This window comes from Paractinoplanes rishiriensis (assembly GCF_016862375.1).
Lineage (GTDB): Bacteria > Actinomycetota > Actinomycetes > Mycobacteriales > Micromonosporaceae > Actinoplanes > Actinoplanes rishiriensis.
The window spans coordinates 665196-687940 of sequence record NZ_BOMV01000007.1 but is presented as its reverse complement, the minus strand read 5'-3'; the positions used below and the strand labels follow the sequence as shown (position 1 = coordinate 687940).

General features: G+C 72.0%; 23 protein-coding genes. 10 read left to right on the top strand and 13 right to left on the bottom strand.

Annotation, left to right across the window (positions count from 1 at the left end; translation table 11 throughout):
- The first annotated feature begins 21 nt into the window (after positions 1 to 21).
- Positions 22 to 387, top strand: coding sequence for a hypothetical protein (locus Ari01nite_RS07065; protein WP_239162525.1), 366 nt, complete (start codon positions 22 to 24; stop codon positions 385 to 387).
- Positions 388 to 410: 23 nt separating this feature from the next.
- Here Ari01nite_RS07065 and Ari01nite_RS07060 read toward each other — a convergent pair whose 3' ends face one another.
- Positions 411 to 1373, bottom strand: a complete 963-nt coding sequence (locus Ari01nite_RS07060) for an AraC family transcriptional regulator (protein ID WP_239162524.1) — start codon at positions 1371 to 1373, stop codon at positions 411 to 413.
- A gap of 342 nt (positions 1374 to 1715) precedes the next feature.
- Here Ari01nite_RS07060 and Ari01nite_RS07055 point away from each other — a divergent pair, with 342 nt between their 5' ends.
- The 3 genes from Ari01nite_RS07055 (at position 1716) to Ari01nite_RS07045 (ending at position 3150) form a co-directional block, all read left to right on the top strand.
- Positions 1716 to 2072 (top strand): STAS domain-containing protein, encoded by a 357-nt coding sequence (locus tag Ari01nite_RS07055; protein ID WP_203780215.1) that lies wholly within the window; start codon positions 1716 to 1718, stop codon positions 2070 to 2072.
- Between the two features lie 26 nt (positions 2073 to 2098).
- Positions 2099 to 2434, top strand: coding sequence for a YnfA family protein (locus tag Ari01nite_RS07050; protein WP_203780214.1), 336 nt, complete (start codon positions 2099 to 2101; stop codon positions 2432 to 2434).
- Positions 2435 to 2508: 74 nt separating this feature from the next.
- Positions 2509 to 3150: a VanZ family protein gene (locus Ari01nite_RS07045; protein ID WP_307837755.1), complete on the top strand. Its 642-nt coding sequence runs from the start codon at positions 2509 to 2511 to the stop codon at positions 3148 to 3150.
- On the opposite strand, the gene Ari01nite_RS07040 is transcribed toward Ari01nite_RS07045, so the two are convergent.
- Entirely contained in the window at positions 3128 to 3505 is a 378-nt protein-coding gene (locus Ari01nite_RS07040; protein WP_203780212.1) for a VOC family protein, read from the bottom strand. The genes Ari01nite_RS07045 and Ari01nite_RS07040 overlap by 23 nt on opposite strands.
- A gap of 26 nt (positions 3506 to 3531) precedes the next feature.
- A complete protein-coding gene (locus Ari01nite_RS07035; RefSeq protein ID WP_203780211.1) occupies positions 3532 to 4002 on the bottom strand; it encodes a hypothetical protein in 471 nt (156 codons plus the stop codon).
- Positions 4003 to 4094: 92 nt separating this feature from the next.
- Between Ari01nite_RS07035 and Ari01nite_RS07030 the strand changes: the two genes are divergently transcribed.
- A complete protein-coding gene (locus Ari01nite_RS07030; RefSeq protein WP_203780210.1) occupies positions 4095 to 4460 on the top strand; it encodes a nuclear transport factor 2 family protein in 366 nt (121 codons plus the stop codon).
- Here the strand turns inward: Ari01nite_RS07030 and Ari01nite_RS07025 are convergent.
- Positions 4420 to 6069 (bottom strand): CocE/NonD family hydrolase, encoded by a 1650-nt coding sequence (locus Ari01nite_RS07025; protein ID WP_203780209.1) that lies wholly within the window; start codon positions 6067 to 6069, stop codon positions 4420 to 4422. The two genes, Ari01nite_RS07030 and Ari01nite_RS07025, sit on opposite strands and share 41 nt — an antisense overlap.
- Before the next feature lie 163 nt (positions 6070 to 6232).
- Here Ari01nite_RS07025 and Ari01nite_RS49635 point away from each other — a divergent pair, with 163 nt between their 5' ends.
- Entirely contained in the window at positions 6233 to 8140 is a 1908-nt protein-coding gene (locus Ari01nite_RS49635; protein ID WP_239162523.1) for a serine/threonine-protein kinase, read from the top strand.
- A gap of 3 nt (positions 8141 to 8143) precedes the next feature.
- Here the strand turns inward: Ari01nite_RS49635 and Ari01nite_RS07015 are convergent, their stop codons facing one another.
- The 3 genes from Ari01nite_RS07015 to Ari01nite_RS07005 form a co-directional block, all read right to left on the bottom strand.
- Positions 8144 to 8893 carry an alpha/beta fold hydrolase gene (locus tag Ari01nite_RS07015; RefSeq protein ID WP_203780208.1) on the bottom strand — a complete coding sequence of 250 codons (750 nt, stop codon included), beginning with the start codon at positions 8891 to 8893 and terminating at the stop codon, positions 8144 to 8146.
- A 101-nt stretch (positions 8894 to 8994) separates the two neighbouring features.
- Positions 8995 to 10014, bottom strand: coding sequence for a polysaccharide deacetylase family protein (locus Ari01nite_RS07010; protein WP_203780207.1), 1020 nt, complete (start codon positions 10012 to 10014; stop codon positions 8995 to 8997).
- 85 nt (positions 10015 to 10099) lie between these two features.
- Positions 10100 to 10276 (bottom strand): alpha/beta fold hydrolase, encoded by a 177-nt coding sequence (locus Ari01nite_RS07005; protein ID WP_203780206.1) that lies wholly within the window; start codon positions 10274 to 10276, stop codon positions 10100 to 10102.
- Positions 10277 to 10308: 32 nt separating this feature from the next.
- On the opposite strand from Ari01nite_RS07005, the gene Ari01nite_RS07000 reads away from it, so the two are divergent.
- The gene (locus Ari01nite_RS07000) at positions 10309 to 10962 is read left to right on the top strand and encodes a 4'-phosphopantetheinyl transferase family protein (RefSeq protein ID WP_203780205.1); all 654 of its coding nucleotides are present in this window, start codon (positions 10309 to 10311) and stop codon (positions 10960 to 10962) included.
- Here the strand turns inward: Ari01nite_RS07000 and Ari01nite_RS06995 are convergent.
- The 6 genes from Ari01nite_RS06995 to Ari01nite_RS06970 all read right to left on the bottom strand — a co-directional run bounded on the left by Ari01nite_RS06995 (position 10946) and on the right by Ari01nite_RS06970 (position 18307).
- The gene (locus Ari01nite_RS06995) at positions 10946 to 12991 is read right to left on the bottom strand and encodes a GGDEF domain-containing protein (protein ID WP_203780204.1); all 2046 of its coding nucleotides are present in this window, start codon (positions 12989 to 12991) and stop codon (positions 10946 to 10948) included. The two genes, Ari01nite_RS07000 and Ari01nite_RS06995, sit on opposite strands and share 17 nt — an antisense overlap.
- Positions 12992 to 13530: 539 nt before the next feature.
- On the bottom strand, positions 13531 to 15873 hold the full coding sequence (locus Ari01nite_RS06990; RefSeq protein ID WP_203780203.1) for a recombinase family protein: 2343 nt from the start codon (positions 15871 to 15873) through the stop codon (positions 13531 to 13533).
- Positions 15870 to 16280 (bottom strand): hypothetical protein, encoded by a 411-nt coding sequence (locus Ari01nite_RS06985; protein ID WP_203780202.1) that lies wholly within the window; start codon positions 16278 to 16280, stop codon positions 15870 to 15872. Before Ari01nite_RS06985 ends, Ari01nite_RS06990 begins: the two co-directional genes overlap by 4 nt.
- Before the next feature lie 152 nt (positions 16281 to 16432).
- Positions 16433 to 16651, bottom strand: a complete 219-nt coding sequence (locus tag Ari01nite_RS06980) for a hypothetical protein (RefSeq protein WP_203780361.1) — start codon at positions 16649 to 16651, stop codon at positions 16433 to 16435.
- Positions 16648 to 17613, bottom strand: a complete 966-nt coding sequence (locus Ari01nite_RS06975) for a TRM11 family SAM-dependent methyltransferase (RefSeq protein WP_203780201.1) — start codon at positions 17611 to 17613, stop codon at positions 16648 to 16650. The genes Ari01nite_RS06980 and Ari01nite_RS06975 overlap by 4 nt, the downstream gene beginning before the upstream one ends.
- Positions 17606 to 18307: a hypothetical protein gene (locus Ari01nite_RS06970; protein WP_203780200.1), complete on the bottom strand. Its 702-nt coding sequence runs from the start codon at positions 18305 to 18307 to the stop codon at positions 17606 to 17608. The genes Ari01nite_RS06975 and Ari01nite_RS06970 overlap by 8 nt, the downstream gene beginning before the upstream one ends.
- Positions 18308 to 19028: 721 nt before the next feature.
- Here Ari01nite_RS06970 and Ari01nite_RS06965 point away from each other — a divergent pair.
- From Ari01nite_RS06965 to Ari01nite_RS06955, 3 genes are all read left to right on the top strand, one after another.
- Positions 19029 to 19862 carry a hypothetical protein gene (locus Ari01nite_RS06965; RefSeq protein ID WP_203780199.1) on the top strand — a complete coding sequence of 278 codons (834 nt, stop codon included), beginning with the start codon at positions 19029 to 19031 and terminating at the stop codon, positions 19860 to 19862.
- A gap of 373 nt (positions 19863 to 20235) precedes the next feature.
- Positions 20236 to 20598, top strand: a complete 363-nt coding sequence (locus Ari01nite_RS06960) for a pilin (RefSeq protein ID WP_239162548.1) — start codon at positions 20236 to 20238, stop codon at positions 20596 to 20598.
- 2 nt (positions 20599 to 20600) lie between these two features.
- On the top strand, positions 20601 to 22601 hold the full coding sequence (locus tag Ari01nite_RS06955) for a TrbL/VirB6 family protein (protein WP_239162522.1): 2001 nt from the start codon (positions 20601 to 20603) through the stop codon (positions 22599 to 22601).
- Positions 22602 to 22745: the final 144 nt, after the last annotated feature.

Sequence of the window (22745 nt, the reverse complement as noted above, 5' to 3'; positions counted from 1 at the left end):
GGTGGGGTGAGGGGGAGACGCGTGGCGAGTCTGTCCGACGCGGAACGGGACGCATGTGATGTGGCGCAGGCCCTGGCGGGCCTATCCGCCCTGCTACGGAGGCCGGCCGGTGAGGTGCCCGGCCTCGACTTGAACGACCCGGCGGTCGCCGAGGCCCGCCGGCTGCTGCTCAACATTGCCGAGGACGGTGGCGTGGCCGCCGCCCGCGTGCTGGCTTACCTGCGCGAAATGCGCGGCGCCGGGGACGGCGACCTGGCCGCGGTGCCGATGCGGCTGGGCCCGTGGCGGGAGTGGGCACCGCCGCGCGGCCACCTGTTCGGCCGGTCCGCCGATGTCCGCCGGCCCGACGGCGTGCCTCAGCCACGCCGCAGCGACCCCGGCGAATAGGTGTCACCCGGACGGGTGAATCCTCAGCCGGTCGCGCGGAGGGTTTCCGACGGCGACTCGCCGAACCGTATGCGGTAGGCCGACGCGAACCGGCCCAGGTGGGCGAATCCCCAGCGGTGAGCCACCGCGGCCACCGTCACCCGGGCCGGGTCGGCTCGCCGCAGGCTTTCGTGCGCGCGGAGCAGCCGTTCCTGTTGCAGGTACGCCATCGGAGCGCTGCCCACGTGCCGGCGGAAGCCCTCCTGGAGCGAGCGCACGCTCATCCCGGCGACCGCCGCCAGGTCGGCCACCGAGAACGGCTGCTCCGGTTCGTCGTGGATGGCGTCCACCACCCGCCGGATGGCCCGCGGCGGCCCCGCGGCGGCCGGGCCGGTCAGCTCGTCGTGGTAGCGGTGCGGCACGCTGAGCAGCAGGCCGCTGAGCACGCTGCTGCGCAGTTGCTCGGCGATCAGCGGCTGGTAGATCAGGCTCTGCTTGTACTCCAGTTCGTCGCGCAGCAGCCGCACCAGCCGGTTCCAGCTCTGCCCGGGTCCGACCGTGAGGTCGATGACCGGGGGCAGGTCGATCGGTCCCTCGATCGGGTGTCCGAGAAGGGCGGCAAGCTCCCGTTCCAGCGCGTCGCGGTCGATCTTGACGGCGAGTTCCGCCGAGTTGCCGTCGTGCGCGACCCAGACCGGCTTGCCCGGTCCGAACACGACGCCGGTCGACGGCGTGCCGACCACCTCGTGCCCGGCGTGCCGGGCGTGCAGGCGGCCGGTGGTGGGCATGCTGACGTGGTAGGCGTCCAACTCGGCCACCTGGAACGTGACCGGGGTGGCAAAGGTGAGATGGCCAACCGTGAGTGGTCCGAGTTGGATCACTTCCACGGCCAGGCTGAAACCGTCAGCGCCCTCCGGAACCCCGATCGCCACCGGGTAGTAGAACCGATTTAGCACCAGCCGCACCTGATCGATGTCTGCGCTGCTGAAGTGGAGGATGTCGGGCATTTCGGAGGACCCGGGCGCGGCTGTGGGGATGACGTCAACCATGCCGAAGCGGGCTCCATCGCATACCGTGAGTATTCGGCCCCGGTACGTGGAACGTCAACGTTCCCGCCATGCACTGACCGTTCCAGCACATTCAGGCCATATGAACTACTCTGGCGTTCCGCGCCTACGTGGCGTAACTTGCAGACCAGCGGATTGTTGTAGGAACGCGGTTGGAAAGCGGCGCCAGGGCGACGGCGCCGGACGCACAGTCAGGCCACGGTGGCAGCCGACGGCCCGCGCACGCGTCCTCCACGCGGTACGGTCGGCGTCGGCCTCTCCGACGCCAGGAAGAGGGCAGCCGTGTATCTGCCGATCACCACCCGCCAGTTGGCCGATGGCACTGTTGAGATCGCGCCGAGCGGTGAGATCGACTTGGATAACGCCCACGTGATGCGGGACGCCGTGAACGACGTCCTCACCAGCGCCACGCCAGGCAGAATCTGCCTCGACCTGCAACGGGTGATGCTGATCGACAGCATCGGCATCGGGATCCTGGTGGCCTGCTTCCATGCGGCCGCCGCGAGCGGCATCAAGCTGGTGGTGAGCCATCCCAGCCCCACGGTGTACCGGCAGCTCTGGGTCTCCGGCCTGGTCGGGCTGTTGGGCTGCGCCGAGCCGCCGTCCCCGCGCACGTCGGTGGGTCTGCGCCCGTCCTGATCCCGGCCCTTGGTTGAATGCGGCACATGGGTGTGCTGCGTTCGATCGGGCTGTTCGCACTGGCCGCGCTGGCCGAGATCGGTGGCGCCTGGCTGGTGTGGCAGGGTGTGCGCGAGCACCGTGGCCTGCTGTTCGTGGGTGCCGGGGTGCTGGCGCTGGGCGCGTACGGGTTCGTGGCGACGCTCCAGCCGGATCCGAACTTCGGGCGCATCCTGGCCGCGTACGGCGGCGTCTTCGTGGCGGGCTCGCTCGCCTGGGGCATGCTGGTCGACGGCTTCCGCCCGGACCGCTACGACGTCTTCGGAGCGGCCCTCTGCCTGGCCGGCGTGGCGGTCATCATGTACGCCCCGCGCGGCGCCTGAGCGGGCTCCCGCGACCGTCGCCCGGCCACGTCGCGCTCCACTATGGCCCATCGGGTGCGTCGGATTGCTCGGGTATGCCGCGATCATGCCCGGGATTGACGAATCGGTCGCGGCCGCTACCAGGCCGACGGGTTGGTCTGCACTTTCCTCCGGTGGTGCGGGGCGACCGAAATTCATCGTCGGAAAAGGTTTGTCGACACGGTCGGTCACTCACCGAGCGCTACCTGTGCCGTCGCGCGTTGAACCAGGCAATCAGGGGAGGCGTCGTGCGGCGTACGGTCATGGTGTTGATGTTTCTCGGATATGCCTGCGCGGTGATTGGCGTGACCGTGTTTCCGATCGCCCCGCATCCGGAGTCCTACTACGGCGGCGAGCCATGGTGGACGATGCTGCACTACATCCCGTTCCTGGTGGATGCGCCCAGCTTCATCCTCAACATCCTCATGTTCGTGCCGTTCGGGGTGCTGGTGCCGCTGCTCCGGCCGCGCGCCGACTCCTACCGCCGGCTGTTCGGGCTCGCCGCCGCGGCCAGTGCCGGCATCGAACTCGTCCAGTTGATCGTCATGCTCACCCTGGGCAGCCGCCGCACCGTGGACGTCAACGACCTGATCGCGAACACCGCCGGTGCGCTCGCCGGGCTGCTGGTGCTGCGGCTCGCCATCCCGCACCGCAAGCACCGGCAGCGGCTCGGGGTCAGTCCGGCTCGCGTTGACTGATCTTGATGAGCAAGCCGTCCGGGGTGCGGATCCGCAACTGCTCGCCCAGGTCGCGGTCGGTGGTCACCTCGGCCACCGGGAAGCCGGCCCGGTGCAGCCGCCGCTCCAGCTGCTCCAGCGGCATCTGGGCGCCGAAGTGCAGCTCGACCGTGGTCTCGCCGCGAGCGGTGTCCGGCGGGCGGGCCACCAGGCCGACCTGGACCGGGCCGAGCTGGATCAGCACCCACTCGGAGTCCCGGTCGCCGTGGATGACCGAGCCGCCCAGCTGCTGGTAGAACGTGATCGCGGCGGCCATGTCGGCGACGTGCACCATCGGCTGAAGGCGCAGGCCGGGATCGGGGTGCGCACGTGCCATGCCCCGATTAACGAGCGATCCGCGGATCAGTCGTTCAGCTGGGTGCGTTCGATCTCGGCGAGGGCCGCGACCAGCACCGGCGGCACCGGGCGGGCCGCGAGCAGGTGGGCCAGCAGCAGCGTGGCGTGCCGGGCCGACACGTCGGGCTTCGGTGGCGGCGCACCGTCCTCGTCGGACACCCCGAGCGCGCCGGCCAGCAGCAGCAACACCACGTGCGGGTCGATCTCGGGCTGCCAGACGGCGGCCGAGCGCACGCAGGTCTCGAGCACGTCGCGGACCGCGTCGCCGTCCAGACCGTCGGGATGGCGGTCCTCCAGGAGCAGGCGCACCGCGGTGCCGAGGATGAGACCGGTCTGCGCCGGGTCGAGTGCCGCGAGGTCGCGCACCGCGTCGCCGAGGGCCTCGGCGTCCTGCCGCTGGGCTGCCTCGACCGCGGTGCTGGTGGCCGCCGCGATGGGCCGGGCCGGTGGCGGCAGGTGGCGCCAGTTCTGTTCCATGGCGAGACCTTAACGAGGGCTCTGTTCCCGGCGGTGCTCCGCTCGTAGGGTGTGGGGGCGCGGCCCGGTCGTGGTCGCGCTGGGGAGGCCCGATGAGCAGTCTCGACGCGGTCACGGCGTGGGTGGACAACTATCGCAAGGCCTGGGAATCCAACGATCCGCACGACATCGCAGACCTGTTCGCCGACGGCGCGGCCTACTTCACCGAGCCGTACGCGAAGCCGTGGCTGGGCCGCGAGGCGATCGTCGCGGGCTGGCTCGCCGCGCGGGACAAACCGGGCACCACGACGTTCGAGTGGCACCCGCTGATCGTCACCGACGACCTGGCGATCATCGAGGCGACCACCCGCTACCCGACGAAGGCGTACAGCAATCTCTGGGTCTTGCGTCTCGACAACCTCGGCCAGGCGCGCCAGTTCACCGAATGGTGGATGAAGCATCCAGGACCGGCAGGGTGAGCCGGGAGTCCGGGCAGTGCACGGTGTGCACCGACGGCCGCAGCAGGTGACCCTCGGCCGGCGTGCCCGGCATGCCCAGGTTGCGGGCATATCGCGGAAAGGCCCCGCCGGACACCTGGAGGCGCAGCCGGTGCCCGGCGAGCAGGCGGTGGAAGCAGTCGTCCATCCGCAGCGTGAGGTGCTGCACCTCACCGGCCGGCACCGCCGGGTCGAGCCGGTGCAGGTGGTCCGAGAAGTTGCGTGATCGGCCGCGCTCGTCCACGTCGCAGAGCCGCACGAAGACGTCCGCGTGCGCCGGGTCGACGGCGATCGCCAGGTCGAGCAGCGGCGTGCCGGCGACGTCGACGGCGGTGGGCAGCGGGTCGGTGGTGAAGGTGACCACGTCGGGCCGGGACTCCAGGGCGCGGTTGTCCTGGATGCCCATCGAACCGGTCAGCGTGCGGCCGCCGAGCGCCGGGGTCGGGTCGGCCGGGTCGTAGCGGAAGCTCACCGTGCCGGGCTCGGCCGGACCGGTCAGGGTCAGGGCGCGGTCCGGGGTCAGCCGGAACGTCGCCGGAGTGGTGGGCGGCGGCCAGGCAGCGAGGTCGTGCCAGCGCCCCTCGCCGGTGCGGTGCACGCGGACCGGGTGGCTGCGGGCCGCCGGGCCGCCGGCCATGTGCTGGTCGAGCCAGGCCAGGGTCTCGCCGCTGACCCGGGCGGCGGCCCGGGTGCCCATCTCCAGGTGGGTCCACGGGCCGACGGTCAGCGCCACGTCGACGCCGCGGGCGGCCAGTGCCTCGTACTGCTCCAGCGACTGGCCCAGGAACAGGTCCTGCCAGCCGCTCATCACCAGCACCGGCGCGGTGACCCGGCCAAGCGCGGCGCCGGCCCGCAGCGGTTGCCACCACGGGTCGTCCGCGTCGTGGTGGGCGACCCACTCGCGGTACCAGGGCGCCCGGCCGCGCAGCACGGTCTCGGCGGCCTCCGGCAGCGGCAGGCCGGCCAGCGCGGGGCGCAGCCGGCGGTTCGCGGTCGCCATGCTCAGCACCCGGCGCAGGTTGCCGTCCTCCTGGTGGGCGATCATGTCGCTCCAGCCGAGGAAGTCGCCGAGGGTGAACGCGCCGGTCCCGTACACGGCCTCGCGGAAGTCGTGCGGCGCCACGTAGACGATCGCGGTCCGCAGTTCCGGCGGCGGGTCGAGCAGCGCGCTCCACTGGGTCCAGCCCAGGTAGGACGCGCCCAGGGTGGCCAGCCGGCCGTCGAACCAGGGCTGTTCGCGCAGCCAGGCCACGGTGTCCGGGCCGTCCTCGACCTCCTGGACCATCGGCCGGAAGGTGCCGCCCGAGCCGAACGTGCCGCGCACGCTCTGCAACACCACGTGGTAGCCGCGGGCCGCGAAGATCCGCGCGTTGGTCGCGGTCACCGGGAAGCTGCGGCCGTACGGGGTACGCACCAGGACGGTGCCCCGCGGCTCGCTGGTCCGCGGCGCGAAGTGGTCGCCGACCAGGACCGTCCCGTCCCGCATGGGCGTGCGCACCGGCGTCACGGCGTAGCCGTTGCGCGCGGGCGGCAGCCGCAGCAGCCGGCTCAGGGCGGTGTCGGTCAGTCGCTGCCGGGTCGACATCGGCATCCCCGCTCCCGAACGTGATCAATGGGACCGTCATGATCAATCCGGCCGTCGTGATCAATAACGGCCGACGAAACAATAGATCGAATGCCCGAAAAATGAAAAGTGAATGGCATTCGAGTGGCGAGGATGTGCGAATTTCCGGTCGGACGGGCAGACTGCCACGGTGGAGGTTCGGCAGACACTCGGCGGCCGCTACAAACTGCTCGATGAACTGGGCCGCGGCGGCATGGCGGTGGTGTGGCGCGCCCGCGACGAGGTGCTGGGCCGGCCCGTCGCGGTCAAACTGCTGGCCGGGCGCTACCTGGACGACCCACAGCAGCGGGCCCGCATCCGCGACGAGGCCCGCGCCGCGGCCACGCTCTCGCACCCGAACATCGCCCAGGTCTACGACTTCGGCGAGGCGGACGAGGGCCCGTACGTGGTCATGGAATTGATCAACGGGCCGACACTGCAGCAGCGGGTGACGTCCGGCTCGCTGCCGCCGCGCACGGTGTTCCGGATCTGCGGCGAGGTGGCCGCCGCGCTGGCCGCCGCGCACCGGCACGGCCTGGTGCACCGCGACGTCAAGATGGCCAACATCATGGTCACGCCGGGCGGCGCCAAGGTGGTGGATTTCGGCATCGCGGCCGCGGCGGGCCCGGCCCAGCCCGAGGAGATGCTGGTGGGCACCCCGGCGTACCTGGCGCCGGAACGCCTGACCGGCGACGCGGTGGTGCCGGCCTCGGACGTGTATGCGCTGGGTGTACTGCTGTACCGCCTGCTCGCGCACGAGTCCCCGTGGTCGGTTGAGACGACGACCCAGATGCTGCGCGCGCACATCTACGTGGAGCCGGAGCCGTTGCCGCCGCTGCCCGGCGTGCCGTCCGCGGTGGTCGATCTCATCGCCCGCTGCCTGCGCAAAGACCCTGATCAGCGGCCGAGCGCGAGCGAGGTGTCGGGCACCCTGGCCGACGCGGCGGAGGCTTCAGCTTTGATCGATCCGGTACGCGCGACGCCCGGCGCGACGGGGCCTCGGGTGCCGGAGGGCGTCGACGGGAGCGCGGAGGCACCGCACGAGGAGACGTCGGAGCGTCCCCGGTCTCTGCGCGGCGCGGCGGCCGGGCTGATAGCGGGGGCCGAGGTGCTTCCGGCCACCGATGATCCGCGCAAGGGCGGGAATGCCGGCCCGGGGCGCGACCTCGAGCAGGCCGGTGGTGCACGGGCGGCGCGAGCCGGTGGCAATCAGCGGTCCGAGACCGGTGGGCGGGGCGCGGCTCGCGCGGCCGGTGGCGGGGCTTTCCCGGCTGTCGAGTCGAACCCGTCACCGGGTGGGCCCGAGTCGCCGGGTGGGCCCGAATCGCCCGGTGGGCCCGAATCGCCGGGTGGTCTGGCCGGGTGGGGCCCGGCGTCGGGGCGCAGCCGGGGAGCGGCTGGTGCCGGGCCGGCTGCCGGCGGGCGGCGTCCCGGGGCGGCCGGCAAGGACGCGCGGCGCGGGATCTACCGGCCCGGGCGGGAGCGGAAGATCTACCTGGCTGTCGGGGTCACGGCTGTCGTCGTGGCGGCGGTGGCGGGCTGGTTCCTGGCGGCGGGAGAGTCCGGGTCGGCCAGGACCGGGGCCCGGGACACCGGCACGGCCGCGGCGCCCACTCCCGTCGACGGGGCGGTGCCGCCGGTGCCCACGGCGTCGGGGGCGGCCGGCCAGCCGTTACCGGCCGGGACCGACCTGCCCGAGCGGCCGCCGATTGCCGGCGGCGGGCCGGCCAGCGCGACCAGTCCGGGCGCGGGACCCACGTCGTCGGCGGCCGGTGAGCCGACCGCCCAGGCGCCCGGCGGGGACGACGGCACGCCGGACGCCTCGGCGCCGCCGGACGGCAAGCGGCTCACGTCGCCCGGCGGAGCCGTCCATGCCACCTGCGCGAAGGGCAAGGCGAAGCTGAACTCGTGGGAGCCCGCGCCGGGATACAGCGTGGAGAAGGTCGAGGCGGGCCCGGCGTTGGCGCCGCTGATCGTGTTCAAGGGTGACTCGAGCCGGCACCGGATCACGGTGACCTGCGTGGCCGGGACGCCTACGCCGGTGGTGCTGCCGCTCTGAGCCTCAACGCGCTCCGGCTCGGGCCAGGAAGCGCAGCAGCGCCTCGTTGACCACCTCGGGTTGCTCGAGGCCGGGCAGGTGGCCGGCCCGATCGACCACCACAAGTTCGCTGTCCGCGACCAGGCTCGCGGTAAGTTCGGCCTGGTCCAGCGGGGTGTAGGCGTCCTCGGCGCCGACCAGCACCAGGGTCGGCACGCGGACCGTCGCCAGGCCGGCCCGGTAGTCCGGGCGAGCGGCCCGTCCGCGCAGGGCAGCCGCGGCGCCCTTCGGCGCGGTGCCGAGCATCATCCGGCGCACGTGCGCGGCCACCGCGGGCTTTTCGATGACGTGGTACGGCGTGATCATGCGGTCCAGCACCTCGCCGGCGTACCCGGTCATGCCCTCGGCCAGCAGGCGGTCGGCGGTGGCGTGCCGGAGCCGGCGGCCGGCCTCGTCGTCGGCGACCGGCGACGTGTCGGCGAGGATCAGCCCGGCCACCCGCTCCGGAAAGAGCCGGTGGAACTCCATGGTGATCTGGCCGCCCATCGAGACGCCGCCGACCACCGCCCGGTCGACGCCGTGCCGGTCGAGTTCGGCGGCCAGGTCGGCGGCGAAGTCGGAGAGCAGCGTGACGTCGCCGTCCGGCGGTGGCGCGGCGCCGTAGCCGCGCAGGTCCGGCGCGATCACGTGGTAGCCGGCGGCGCGGAGGGCGGCGGCTTGCGGATCCCAGAGCGTGTGGTCGAACGGGTGGCCGTGCACGAGCAGAACCGTCATGCCTCCACGGTTGCGCCGGGCCCGGCCGATGGAAAGGGCCACCTCGAGGGTGGTGGGTGCGAGGACCCTTACCCGTCCCCGCACCCTGCCCTCCAGGAAGGTCAGCCCACCCGGCAGGTGAGTGCCGGCCAGATCCAGTTCCCGCCGTGCTGGACGGTGAAGCCGAAGACGTTGCCGCTGCCGTTCGGCCGGGCGGTCAGCACCGTACCGGTGCTGTCCAGGGTGACCGCGGCGCTCCAGCTGTTGATGATCTTCTGCGGTGCGCGGAGTGTCACGGTCACCACCCAGTTGCTGGTGCCGGAGACGGTGACCTGGCCGTTGAAGCGGTCGGCCCACTTCTGGCCCTCGGCGTAGGTGGCGGTGCAGTTGCCACCGGCGGGCGGCGTGGTCGGTCCAGTGGTCGGTCCAGTTGTCGGTCCGGTGGTCGGGGTCGTGGTGCCGTCCGGGGCGACGGCCCGGCCGGTGGCCGGCGAGATCATGCCGGCGCACAGGCCCCGGCTCTTCAGGCCGGAGACGATCTGCGGGATGGCGGCGATCGTGGTCGCGTACTGGTCGTGCATCAGGATCGACTGGCCGTTGGTCAGCCGGCCGGCCGCCTGCACGATCGCCGCGGTGCTCGCACCGTTCCAGTCCTGCGAGTCGACGTCCCAGGTCACCGTGCGCAGGCCGAGGGCGGAGGCGGCGGATTGCAGGGTGGCATTCGTTTCGCCGTACGGGGGACGGAACAGTCGCGGGGTGCCGCCGCCGGCCGCCTGGATGGCCGACTGGGTGCGAGAAAGTTCCGAGGACATCTGGGCGGAGCTCAGGGTCAGCATGTGCGGATGGGTGTAGCTGTGGTTGGCGATCCACATACCGGCGGCCGCTTCGGCCGCGACCAGGGACGGGTTGGCAGCCGCGTTCTGGCCGGTGTTGAAGAGCGTTGCTCGTACGCCGTTGGCGCGCAGCGTGTTCAGCAGATTGTTGGTGTTGCCGGGGTTGGGGCCGTCGTCGAAGGTCAGGGCGACGTAGCCGTTGGCACAGTCGGCGGCCGAGGCGGCGGGGGCGAGCGCGACGGCGCCGGCCGCGGCGACCAGACCGGCGACGCCGGTCAGCAGCAGTACTCGGGGACGGATGCGGTGCATGCGGATTTTCACCTCGCGTGGGGGAGCGCGATCGAGGAACGTCACTACATGGTGGAAGCGCTCCGAGCGAAAGTCAACGCGTAACTTACGAGTTCTTCCGAAACTCTCGGTCGCCGAGCCACTCCAGCGTCGAGACAGCGGCGGCCGGCAGCACCGAGAGGTGACCGGCTCCGGCGACCTCCCGCCACTCGGCCTCCGGGCGGTGCCGGGCCAGCCAGGCGCCGTGGCCGGCCGGCACCACGCGGTCGGCGGCACCGTGCACCAGCAGGGCCGGCGCCAGTAAGGTGCCAATTGATGATCGACGACATCCTGCCGCCCTTCGCCGTCGCGGTGGAGGCATTCGACGACCTGACCCCGGCGCCGCTGTTCCCCGAGGAGGAGCGCGAGGTGGCGAAGGCGGTCGAGAAGCGCCGCAACGAGTTCGCCACCGGCCGCCGGTGCGCCCGGGCCGCGCTCGCCGGGCTGGGCCATCCGCCGGTCGCGGTGCCGGTGGGCGAGCGCCGGTCGCCGGTGTGGCCGGCCGGGGTGGTCGGCAGCATCACGCACTGCACCGGCTACCGGGCCGCGGTGGTCGCCGCCGACGGCCGGGCCTGGTCGGTGGGCGTGGACGCGGAGAACAACGAGCCGATCCCGGAGGGGGTGCTCGGCGCGGTCGCGGGCGGGACGGAACGGGCTGCGGTCGCGGACCTGCTCGCCCGGGACCCGAAGGTGTGCTGGGACCGGCTGCTGTTCAGCGCCAAGGAGTCGGTCTACAAGGTGTGCTTCCCGCTGATCCGGCGGTTCATGGAGTTCGACGCGGCGGTGGTGACCCTCGACCCGGGCGGCACGTTTGCGGCCCGGCTCACGGTGCCCGGGCCGGTGCTGGACGGCATTGAGGTGACCGAGCTGTCCGGCCGCTGGACGGCCGGCCGTGGCCTCCTCCTGACCGCGATCACGCTGGAGCGCTGAGCTCGCGGGAGCGGCCGCCGCGGCGCTCCACCTTCTGCCGGTACAGCCGGGCGTCGGCGGCCGCGTACAGGCCGTCGAAGTCGTCGCCGTCCAGGCCGAGCAGGGCCACGCCGAAGCTCGCGCCGGTCCGCTCGGCCAGCGCCCGCTGCAGCCGGTCCGCGGTGTCCTCGGCACCGTCGGCCTCGACCAGCACCACGAACTCGTCGCCGCCGAGGCGGCCCACGATGTCGTGCGCCTGCAGGTTGCCGCGCAGCGTGCCGGCCACCCAGCGCAGCAACTCGTCGCCGGCCGCGTGCCCCGCGGTGTCGTTGAGCTGCTTGAAGCCGTCCAGGTCGAGGACCAGCAGCGCGGCGCCGGTGCCGTGCCGCCGGGCGAGGTCGAGCTGGCCGGCGAACCGCTCGGCGAACCCGCGCCGGTTGAGCGCGTCGGTGAGCACGTCGACCCGGGACAGCCGGGTCAGCAGCCGGCGCTGGCGAGCGGCGGCCCGGCCCTGCACGGCGCAGGCGACCGAGGCGGCCGCGGTGCCGAGCACGTTGATCGCGACGTACCAGAATCCCGGCTCGCCGACGAAAACCGCCACCCCGAGATAGAACACGGCGGCCACCCCGGCGACCGGCGCCGCCACGTTCGGCCGCATGCCGAGCATCAGCAGCGGGATCGACAGCAGCATGCCCACCCCGAGCGGACCGTGCACGCCGCCGTCCAGCACGGCGATGGAGGCGCAGCTGAGGAACGAGCTGACGGCGAAGGCCAGCATGATCGGCCGCGCCAGGCGGGACCGGCTCAGCCAGTCGGCGCCGAGCACGACGGCCAGCCCGGAGACGAAGCCCCAGCCGCAGATCGCCACCATGCCGACGCGGTACGGGTGCCCGGCCGTGAACAGGAGCACGTAGAGCAGCGCGACGCAGGTCTGCGCCATCGACATCCAGCCCGGGTCCGCGATGGAGTGCCGCCGCCGCTCCCGGGTCGAGACGGTCGCGGCCGGCCCGAGCTGCCCGATCCGGGTGCGGGCCTGGGCGACCGCGTCGGCGCACGGTGCGCGCCGGTCGCGGGCGGCCTTGTCCGCGTACAGCCGCCGGTCGGCCACCCCCGCCAGGGCGGTGGCGTCCCGGGCGTCCTGCGGGTAGGTGGCGAACCCGAGGCTCGCCGGGGCGCACGGCCGCAGCTGCTCGCGAAGCCGGTCGACGACCACCCCGGCGGCGTCCGCGTCGGTGTCGGTGAGCAGCAGCGCGAACTCGTCGCCCCCGATCCGGGCGACCCCGCCGTGCACCGAAACCTCGGTGCGCAGCACGTGGCCGGCCCAGGCCAGCAGCTCGTCGCCGGCCCGGTGCCCGTGCGAGTCGTTGACGTCCTTGAAGTGATCCAGGTCCAGCAGAACGAGGCTGGCCCGGCTGCCGGACCGCTCGGCCTCGGACAGCTCCGCCGCCACCAGCTCGTCGAACCCGCGCCGGTTGAGACACCCGGTGAGCGGGTCGGTCCGCGAGGTGTCGGCGAGCCGCCGCCGCAGCGAGGCCAGCACCATGGCGTGCCGCAGACAGAGTGCCGCGGCCCCGCCGAAGCCGAGCGCGTGCACCATCGGATATCCGTCCGGCGAGGGCTCGGAGAAGACCACGACGATCGCGTACGTCGCCATGGCGTACGTGGCCATGGTCAGGAACGCTCGCGGCGGCAACACAATCGCCAGAAAGACGACGGTGAGCGGCACGAGCGCACCGAGCGGCCCGTGCACGGCTCCGTCGAGAACCCCGAGCAGCGCCGACCCGGAGAGGCTGACCCCCGCGCCGACCAGCTGAATGCCCATCCAGCACCGGGATTGCGACAAACGGGGCGCCGCCGCGTAGGCGAGCACCGCGGTTATCGCCATCACGCCGGCGACGAGCAGCATGAGCCCGCGGTGCTCCGCACCCCAGGTCCCGACGGCATAGCCCGCACCGAGCACCGCCGGCACCACCCGGCAAACCGCATTGGCCCGAATCATCCGCCGCCGCGGCTGATGCACGCCACTGGGGTGGCCGACCCGTGTCTCCATGCGTCGGCCTCCTCCCGCCGCTGCCGAACGCGCTTCCCATCGGCCGTCCACGAGCCGCCTTGAGCAAACTTGCAACCAAAAACCCACGGCGCTGCGCCCAGCCCGTCCCTAGCGGACGTGGCGCCAAGCCGATCGCCGAGAGCGGCAGTCGCATGGGCGGGACGCTCAGCGCCGCCAGTGGAGACGTCTGCGTGGATCGGTGCTCGCTGATGTCATGCCACCGATCGCGTGCCGTTCTTGCACTCCCCGGTATTGCCGCGACCCGAACAGGCGGACCACCTCCCAGCCCTGTCGGCCGCGCGGCGGCAGCTCGCTTGGGATATTTCCGATAACTGCTGCTTTAATCGGACGCAGATAGGTCGCCGGGACCCAGATCTTGGCGATCTGCGGTCATCCTCGGCGCAGCATCCCCGATGCAGCAGATCGACAACATCGCGTCGCGGACAAGCGCCAGCGGGGGACGTTTGCCAAAAGGCCTGGACGAGCGCCGCCCTGCCCGGCGGGATGTGACATCGCACTCCACCACACCCTGAAGAGATTCAACTCCGGTGGTGTCGAAGCCAAGATCGAACCGACGGCCACGACTCGAGCGGAATGCACAGGCAAGGCACCCGATCAACAGCCGGTTGGCGTCGTGGCGCGGGGTGGCGGTCGCGGGCGCCGGTTTCTGATGGGCCCGGGGTGGTCGCGCCGTGGCGCCGGCGCCGACGCCACGGCGCCGGTGGCGGTGGCGGTGCCGGTGGCGGTCGCGCGGCGCAGGTTGCCTTGCGGCCTGAGGCCGTCGCGCATGCCGGTCGGCCGGTCGCGCAGCGGTATGAAACGTGTCGCCCGGGCGGAGCGCGAACACCCGATGTCCGTAGCCTGGTGCGAGGCCGTAACCGACCCGGGGTCCGGGGGCGTGCCCCCGGCGTGGGGTCTGGGGCCCGGCCCCAGGAAAAACGCACCAGTTGCCGGCGAGCGCTTTCCGCGAGCAGGAAGAGCCTGAACTGGTGCCCCCGGCGGGGCATGTCACAGAACTGCAAATCGACGCCGCCCCCGCCGTCGTTGGCGGGGGCGGCGTCGTGTCCGGTGGTCACGGCGTGGTTTGGGCGGCGTTGGACCGGGCTGATGGTGCGGGTCAGCCGGGACAGGTTGGCTGCGTCGCGGCCGGTGATGGTGGCTTGGAACCTGACTCGGTTGGTTCGGAAGTCGTGGGTGATCTTTACGGCGAACGCGTCGAGGAAGCGCCGGATGCGATCGGTGGGTAGGAGCCCGAGGTCGATCTCCATCTCGGGCAGGTCGGCGAGGAGCTCGACGTTGTCGGCTGAGCCGGCCGGGGTGCTGGCTTCGAGGTGCGCCAGCTCAGCGGTCTTGATACCGAGGTCCTGATCGAGCTGGGCGCGTCGTTCTCGGATGTCGTTGAACATGCTGCCGTCGGTGTCGTCGGCTTCTTCGAGCACGCGTAGAAGCCGGGTACGGCGGTTGGTGATGTCGGTGAGGGCATGGCGAAGGGAAGCGATCTTGCGGCGGTGTTCCTCAGCGGCCTGTTGGGCGGTGAGGTCCACGGTGTGTACGGCGAGTTGCAGGCGGTCCGGGCCGAGCACGTAGGTGTTGAAGAAGCGGGTGGTGAAGTCGAGCAGCGTCTCCTCGGTCACCGAGATGGTGCCGGGATGCCCGTCGGGGATCTCCCGCTCCCGCGGTTGGCAGGAGTAATAGGTGTACGGCAACACAGTCCGGCCGAACATGCGCCGTTGGCAGGGGTCGCACCACACGTATGACCGCAGGGCGTAGACCCGGCGGGTTTGGCGATGCCGGTTGGGGGTGTCGGGCCGCGCGTCGGCGCGGGATCGCTGGCGGGACGCGGCGATGCTCTGAGCGGCAACGTACGTGTCGATCGGCACGATCCCGGGGTGGGTGGGTTCGGCGGAGACGATCCACTCTTCGCGAGGGTTGTTCTTGCCTGGGTGGAGCTTGTCTTTGGTCGATCGGCGGTTCCACACCATGTGGCCGGTGTACTTCGGGTTGAACAAGATCTCCCGGACGGCGGAGCCGGTCCACCGGCCTACCGCGCGTTCCGGGTCAACTGGCTGCGGAGGCGGGTATCGGTCGAGGTCGGTGTTGAGTCGTTCGGCGACGGCTCGGTAGGACAGCTTCTCGTCGATGCGCCATGCGTAGATCTGGATGACGGCGGGGCTGCGAACCGGGTCGATCTCCAGTTTCGTCTTGTGCTTACCCTGCGCTCGTTTCGCGGGCACGGGATGCTTGTGCTTCTCGGCAAGGTAGCCGTAGGGCGGCTTCCCGACGTTCCAGCCCTGCCCGGTGTGGGTCTCGAACCCGTCCCAGGACTTCTCCAGCATTTCGATGATGTACCACTCCGCCACGCCCTGTTTGGTGCGGCGCAGGAGAACCTGGCTGGCACGCTTGCGTTTGCGGCCGTTGGTCCGCCCGTCGAGAATGATCGGTTCGTCGGCGGCCAGCAGGGGGACACCGGCAAGTTCGAGGTCATGCTCGATCTTCGTGCCCTGGTGGGTGTAGCGGGCGATGCGGTCGATCGACTCGCAGATGACGACGTCGAAGCGGCGGTCCGGGGCGGTGGCCTCGGCGATTAGATCATTGAGGCCGCCGTCGCGTTGAATGCCGATGTCGTACTTGCTCCACGCGGTGCTGGAACCGCGCTGGGCGAGTTCCTTTCGAGAGGATTCGACGTCGTAGAACCACGCGACGATCACCATCCCGGGTAGCAGCGCGCGCTCGGAGTTGGTCAACTGTCGGGGCAGCGACAGGGTGGGGTCTTGCTGTTCGTCGGTGGAGGTCCGACCGAGGAACGCGACCCTGATCGTCTGCTGCGGAAGCGGGCCGCCGGTGGCTGTGGGCCGTAGCCATTCGGGCAGGGCGGCGGTCATCGAAGTCCTCCTTCCTGGCAGTCAGGCTCGGACAGCGGAAGAACGTGGCAGGTGGCGCCGCTGGCAGCGAACCGGTTGGGGGTGGCTTGCCACCACTGACGGGCGCGGTCGGGTCCGGTGAACGGGTCGACGGCGAGGGTTTGTCGGCAGCGAGGATGGATGGCCACGATGACGGTGGGTGCGTTGAGGTCAGCCACCGTCTCGTCGCGTGGCGGCTGTGCGGGTATAGCGGCAAGCTCGGCGCTGGCGTAGGCGTACTGATGCGGGTGGGCGAGGGTGCCGGACCACCGTTCGCAGGCGTCCGGCGGGCAGAGCCGGACCGTGACCCCGGCCGTGTTGTGCGGCGCGGCGGGCGCGGCGTGGGCGGTCAATCGTCCGGTGTCGTCGCGATTGATGGTGACTTGCATGGAACCGTTGCCTCCGGTGTCGGATGGGGGATCGGACACCCGGCGTTCCGGCCGCTGGCCGGAACGCCGGGTGTGCACCGATCGACCCGCAACTCGATGCGGTGATCAAGGCTGGCATCGGCGGCGGTGCGCTACCCGATGCCTGACCTCGGTTACTCGGCGACCGGGCCGGCGCGGTGATGATCGTGCAACCAGGTCAGCACGTCGAGGACGACCTGGGCCTGCAGAACGGCGAGACGCCGACCGTGCTCCCCATCGACCACCGTGATGTCGAAGTCGACCTGCAACGGCGCATCGGTCGGTGCCGTGTCCCGGGCACCGCCGACACGATCGACATCGCCTCGGACATCACGCCCTCGTCGCCTGGTCACCGCTGCGACCCGCCGTCAGCGGGCACCGGGCCGAGCCGGAACAGCAGCAGATCCTCATGCTGGATGAGCCATTGCGGGTCACCGGCGGCGACGGCATCGCGGACGTTCTTCATCTGGAAGAACGAGGCCCGCGGCACGAGTACCCCGTCACGGACTCCGGCAATGAGGGCCACGAGTTCCTCGACCAGGGTTAGCCCGGCGGCGAGACCGGCCGCTGCGACCATGCCGGGGATGTCGATGAGTTCGCCGTGGCGCCGGTACGGGCGGGCGGTGACCGCGACGTATCCGCCGGGTCGCAGCACTGCGGCGCAGCCGGTGAGGATCTGGGCGAACCCTTCGGCCAGTTCGGCGTGTTCGGTGTAGGCGAGGTTCGCGGCGTCGGCACCGTATCGGTGGTGAATCTTGCGGACCTTGCCCCGGCGCGGGCCGGGGGTCCGGACGTGGCCGTGGGTGGACGGCCCGTATGGCGGTGAGGTGATGACCAGCGCGATCCGGCCGTGGACCTCGGGTGGCAGCAGTGCGGGCAGGCGTCGGGCGTTACCGGTGTAGATCTCGCCGGTGCCGGTGGCGCCTTGGCTGGTGGCGAGGCGGATGTTGTCGGCGGCGTGCTGCGCCCACCGGGTCTCGTACTCGACGCCGACACCACGGCGGCCGAGGTGCATGGCCTCTACGACGGTAGTGCCGATCCCGGCCATCGGGTCGGCCACCAGATCGCCGGGCTCGGTGTAGGTGGCGACGAGGTAGCGGGGGATGGTGGGCAGCATTTTGCCGGGGTGTTCCATCGATTCCGGGGTGTACCGGCCACGCCGCAAGTCGCGGGAGGCAGTCTGCCCGGTCAGCAGGACCGAGCCCTGCACCCCGTCGGCGATCAGGGCGAACAGCCGGCCGACGTCGAGGGCGGAAGCGTTGGAGTCGGGGTTGAGGCCGAGGGTGAACGCGGCGGTGGAGATGGGCTCACGCATCGGCGGCCTCCTGATCGATGGTGGTCGCCGTGAACGCGAGGATGTCCATGTGGGTGGGTACGTGCCGCCCGTCGAGCAGCGCGGGCCGGGTGCTCGCGGCGGTGGCCGCGTCGGTGCGCGGTTCGACGGCCGGGAGCGGGACCAGCAGCACCGGGAGGTGCTGGTGGTAGCGCAGCCCGGCGGCGCGGGCGGCGGTGATGACGGTGCTCCGCCGCGAGGTCCGGCTCGGCTGTGGTCCGGCGGCGGGCAGCGCGGTGAGGATGAATCCGCCGGGGCGCAGCAGCCGGTGCCACTGGTGCATCGCCTCGGTGACGGCGTGGACGCCGAGGCGGTCGCCGCCGGGCCGGGGTAGTCCGGCCAGCAGCAGCGCGACGCCGTCTTCGGCGAGGTGCCGGGCTCGGGCGGGCCGGTCGTCGGTGACCCGGGTGTGGTCACCGTCGGTGGTGATGGTGGCCGGGTGGCGGTGCAGGTGCCGGGCGGCGCTGGCGACGCCCGGGTGGTTGTCGAGGTCCAGCACGACGTCGCCGTCCCGGGTGTAGTGCCGGATCAGCCAGGCGAGGCGCTGCGGGTCGAGTCCGTACCAGGCCGCCGCGTCGGCCAGCGGCGCGGCGCGGCGGTGCGGAGGGACGAGGAACAGCCCGACGCGCGGGCGTTCGGAGCTGGGATCGGGGGTGTGCGGGGAGGTCTGCGGCATGGGTGGTGGGCCACGTCCGCCGACAAGCGCTGACATTAAGGGAATACAAATCCGGGCCTCGATTTGGAGGACGCCGCCGCGACCACCGGCCGCCGACCTCCTCACATCGGCGTGGTCACACCCCCCCATGAACAAGATCGACTGAAGGTTGAACACGCAGGTCAGACGTTGAACACCACCGACGCCAGATTCACACACTTATTGATGGTGGTGACTTTCGTGGCAGCGCCACGCCGGTGGCATGCCAGCAGCCCCGGAATGTCCCTCGCGGGGCCTTGAACAAGATCGACACTTCACATTGAACAAGATCGACTCGGCGGCGGAATGCCTTGAACAAGATCCACTCACGGTTCATAGGCCGTCGCTGACCATGAACACCTCTGGCCCGCGCCTTCCGGCGCGGGCCTTTTTTGCGTTCCCGGCGCCGTGTGGGTTCATGGCTCGCCGAAGCCCCGCCGAGGCGGGCGGTGAGCCCGTCAGGCAGCGGGGGTTGAACGGGCAGCTACTGGGTTGCACAAGCCGTGAACACCCGCCCCGCGCCGGTCGGCTGCCCGCATCGAGGGTCGTCATCGCGACCTCGGCTGACCACGTTGTGTTCAACCTGAAACAAGATCATCAGTGTTCAAGATGTGTTCAACCTGCCTGGTGGCGTAGGTGCTGCACCGCCGACCGGCCCGTGATCGCCGGTCCGGCAACCACCTCACCATCAGGGAGTACATCCATGTCTGCGAACACTCGCCCGGTCGCCGGCCCGCTCGCTGAGCACCCGGGCTCCCAGCCCGGCGCGGCGCTGCTCGACGCGATCGATTACCGGTTCCGGCTGCGCGGCGAAGGCCCGCAGCCGCAGGCGGTCGATGGCAGCCAGCTCGGCCACGGCCTGCCCCGCCGCCCGATCGCGTTGACCGAGCTGTCGGCGATCCTCATGCACCCCTCCTGCGGCACGGCGGCCCAGGACGCGGCCTGGAGGTTCCTCGTCACTCAGGCCCGCACCGGCGCGCAGCGGTGGGTCGTCGGCGCGGTCGGGGTGGCCCTGCCGGGCCTGCGGCACCGGGCGCACCTGCTGTCGAAGCTGTCGTCCGGTGACCTACACGCCGCGCTGGTGGAGGCGTTCCTGAAGGCGTTGCACAAGGTCGACATCGACCAGCCGGGCATCGTGAACGCCCTGCTCAACGCCGCGTTCTCCGGCGCCCGCGCCGCACTGCGCGACCAGGAACCGGCCGCATCCGGGGAGGCGAACTTCGCGCCCGGCTCGGCGCTGCCCCCTGCCCCGTACGGCCACCCGGACCTGGTCCTGGCCCGCGCGGTGCGCCTTGGTGTGCTCACCGTCGCCGAGGCCGACCTGATCGGTGGCACCTACCTGGAGGACACCAGCCTCGCCGCGTACGCGCAGCGCACCGGCCTGGCCCGCTGGGGTGTCTACAAGCGGCGCAGCGCCGCCGTCGAGCGGCTCGTCGCGGCGATCCGGGCCGGGGAACTGCGCGACCCGACCGCCGATGTCATCGCCGAGGCCACGCTCACCACCGTGGCGGAGGTGACACCCGGGCGCCGCCCGTGACGCACCCCCGCTGAGCTGCGCTTCTCCAAATCGACCCTCGAATTTGTATTCCCTTAGTGCGGGACTTCCCGCGTAGGTGACCCTTCCGACCGGCCCCGCTGACGGCGCTGACACCCCGTTCGCCCGGCCCACCAGACCCTCTGTGAGGAGGACGGCCCTCGCGCCGGTCGGAACTTCGCAGGTCACCACGTGCGGATCCATCCGGTTCCCGCCTCTGCCACCCACGCGCCGCACCACGAGCCCCGCCATGCCCCGGGGCCGGTGGCGGCCTGCGCCCGGAGGTGCCCATTCCATGACCAGCAAACCGACCCGAGTACGCCCAAAGGGGCGTAAGCCGTCGCGGCGTGAGCGCCGTCCCCGGCTGCACCCCTCGATGTGGGTGCTCTACCAGGCCACCCGTCTGATCCCGGTCCTGATCGTGGTGGCCGCAGTGCTCACCACCGTCATGGTGTTGGGCGACACCGCCGCCCACGCCGCCGAGTCCGGCGTCACGGTGCTGGCCGCCCCCGCGTCGATCAACGTCGTGATCGACCGGATCCGCCTCTGGCTGATCGGCGTCCTGCTCGCGGTCGCCACGCTGTTCCTCACCGTCGGCGGCCTGCGTCTCACCGCCGCGAACGGTGACCCCGGTGAGGTGGAAAAGGCCAAGACGGCGCTCAAGTCGGCCGCGATCGGCTACGGCCTCGCGCTGCTGGCGCCGCTGTTCGTCACCATCGTCGGGCAGTGGGTGGCCTAGCCATGACACGCACACCGACACGCGCCGGGCGGCGCACCTCCCGCGCCGCCCGGCTGGCCCTCGCGCTGCTGCTCGGGGCGGGTCTGGCCGGTGGCATCGCCGTCGCGGCGGCCTCCCCGGCGGCGGCCGAGCCGTCACCCGCCCCGGCACCGGGCGCCCCACCGAGCCCGAGCCCGAACCCGACGCCGAGCCCGATCGGCCCGCCACCGACGGGCAACCCGACCCCGGACCCCAACCCAAGCCCTACTCCGAACCCGTCGCCCGGTACCAACCCGGCCCCGGCGCCCACGACGGGAACCGACGACGATCCGGCCTGGTACGACATCCCGGGCCAGATCCGCAAGGCGATCAGCGACTTCTTCGCGTGGGTGGTCGAGTCCGGCCTGAACCCGGTCATGGAAGCCCTCGGTAGCACGGTGTTGTCCACCCCGGACCTGACGAACAATCCGCAGGTCAAGGCGATCTGGACGACGTGCCTGGTCATAGCCAACGCGGTCTTCGTGCTGTTCGTGGTCATCGGCGGGTTCGTCGTGACCTCCCGGGAAACCCTGCAAACCCGGCACGGGCTCAAAGAGATCCTGCCGCGTCTGGTGATCGGCGGGGTCGGCGCGAACGTGTCGCTGCTGCTGTGCGAGCAGATCCTGACAGCGGTCAACGCGCTGACCGCCGCGATAGCCGGTCAAGGCATCGACGGCCCGACCGCCGCGACCGCCATCACCCAGGCACTCGAACGCGCCGGCCAGGGCGGCTACTTCCTGTTGACGTTGCTGGTCCTGGTCGCGCTGGTGATGGCGATCGTCGTCGTGCTGACCTTCATCCTGCGAGTAGCGGCCACGGTCCTGCTCATCGGCGTGGCACCGCTCGCGCTGGTCTGTCACGCCACCCCGCAGACCGAGGGCCTGGCCTACACCTGGTGGCGGGCGCTCGGCGCGTGCCTGGGCATGCAGCTCGCCCAAGCCGTGATCATGCTGGCCACCGTCCGGGTGTTCCTGACCCCGAACGGCCCAGCGGTCCTCGGTGTCCCCGCCACGGTGGACGGCTTCCTCGGGATCCTGGTCTGCCTGACGATGCTGTGGGTCCTGATCAAACTGCCGGGCTGGATGAAGATGTTCATCCTCGGCTCGCTCGGACAGTCGAAGGGCCGCGGGCTGCTCGGGCAGCTCGTCTCCACCATCCTGACGATCAAGACCCTCGGGGCGGCGGCCAGCGTCCTCGGTGGGGCGAAGGCGGCGGGCGCCGTCGCGGGGACGGCCGCCCGCCGAGGCCCGGGGACGGCGCCCCGCCCCCGCCCCGGTCCCGGTCGTCCCGGACCGGGACGCCCGCCCAGCCCCGGCACACCGCGCCCGCCCCGCCCGCCCCGAGCGGGACCGTCCCGCCCGTCCCCGGCGCCCGCCGGACCGGCCGCGTTCAGCCACGCCCCGGCCACGCACACCCCCCTCGCACAGCCCGCCGGAACCACGGCCGCCCCGGCATTCAGTCACGCCGGGCCGCCCGCCACGGCAAGCGCCGCCCCGGCGGGTGCCGCCCCGCCCGCCGTGTTCTCGGCCGCGCCGAGCACCCCACCGGCGGTCAGCGCCGCGCCGCCGCCGAGCGCGGTGCCGTTCAGCCACCCACCGACCACCCCGGCGGCGACCGGCACCGCGACCGGCTCCGCACCGGCCTCCACCAGCGCACCAGGGGTGGTGTTCTCGTCCGCATCACGTGCCCAGACCGCGCCGAAACGGCCTCCGGCACCGGTCACGCCGACGTTCTCGGTCGCGCCGGCGACACCGGCTCGGCCGCGTCCGACAGCGGCGAAACGAGCACCGGCGACGCCCGCACGCACGCCCCGGCCCACCGGTGCTACCCCGGCCGCCCCGCCCCGGACCGCCCCGCCCCGGGCCAACCGGACCGCCGCCCCGGCGGCCCGACCGAACCCGGCGGCCCGTCCGTCCCCGTCCGTACCGGCGGCGGCCCCGTCCCCGGCGCCCCGTCCGCCCCGGCCACCCGGACGGTCCCGGTGACCGGTCCGTCCCCGACCGCGCGGCCGTCCCCGCCGGATCGTCCTTCCCCGCCCGTACGGGCGGCTGTCCCGTCCCGGCCCGCCGTCCCGTCCCCACCCGGGCTCCGACTCCGGCGCCCGTACCGCCTCGCGACCCCGCCCCTGC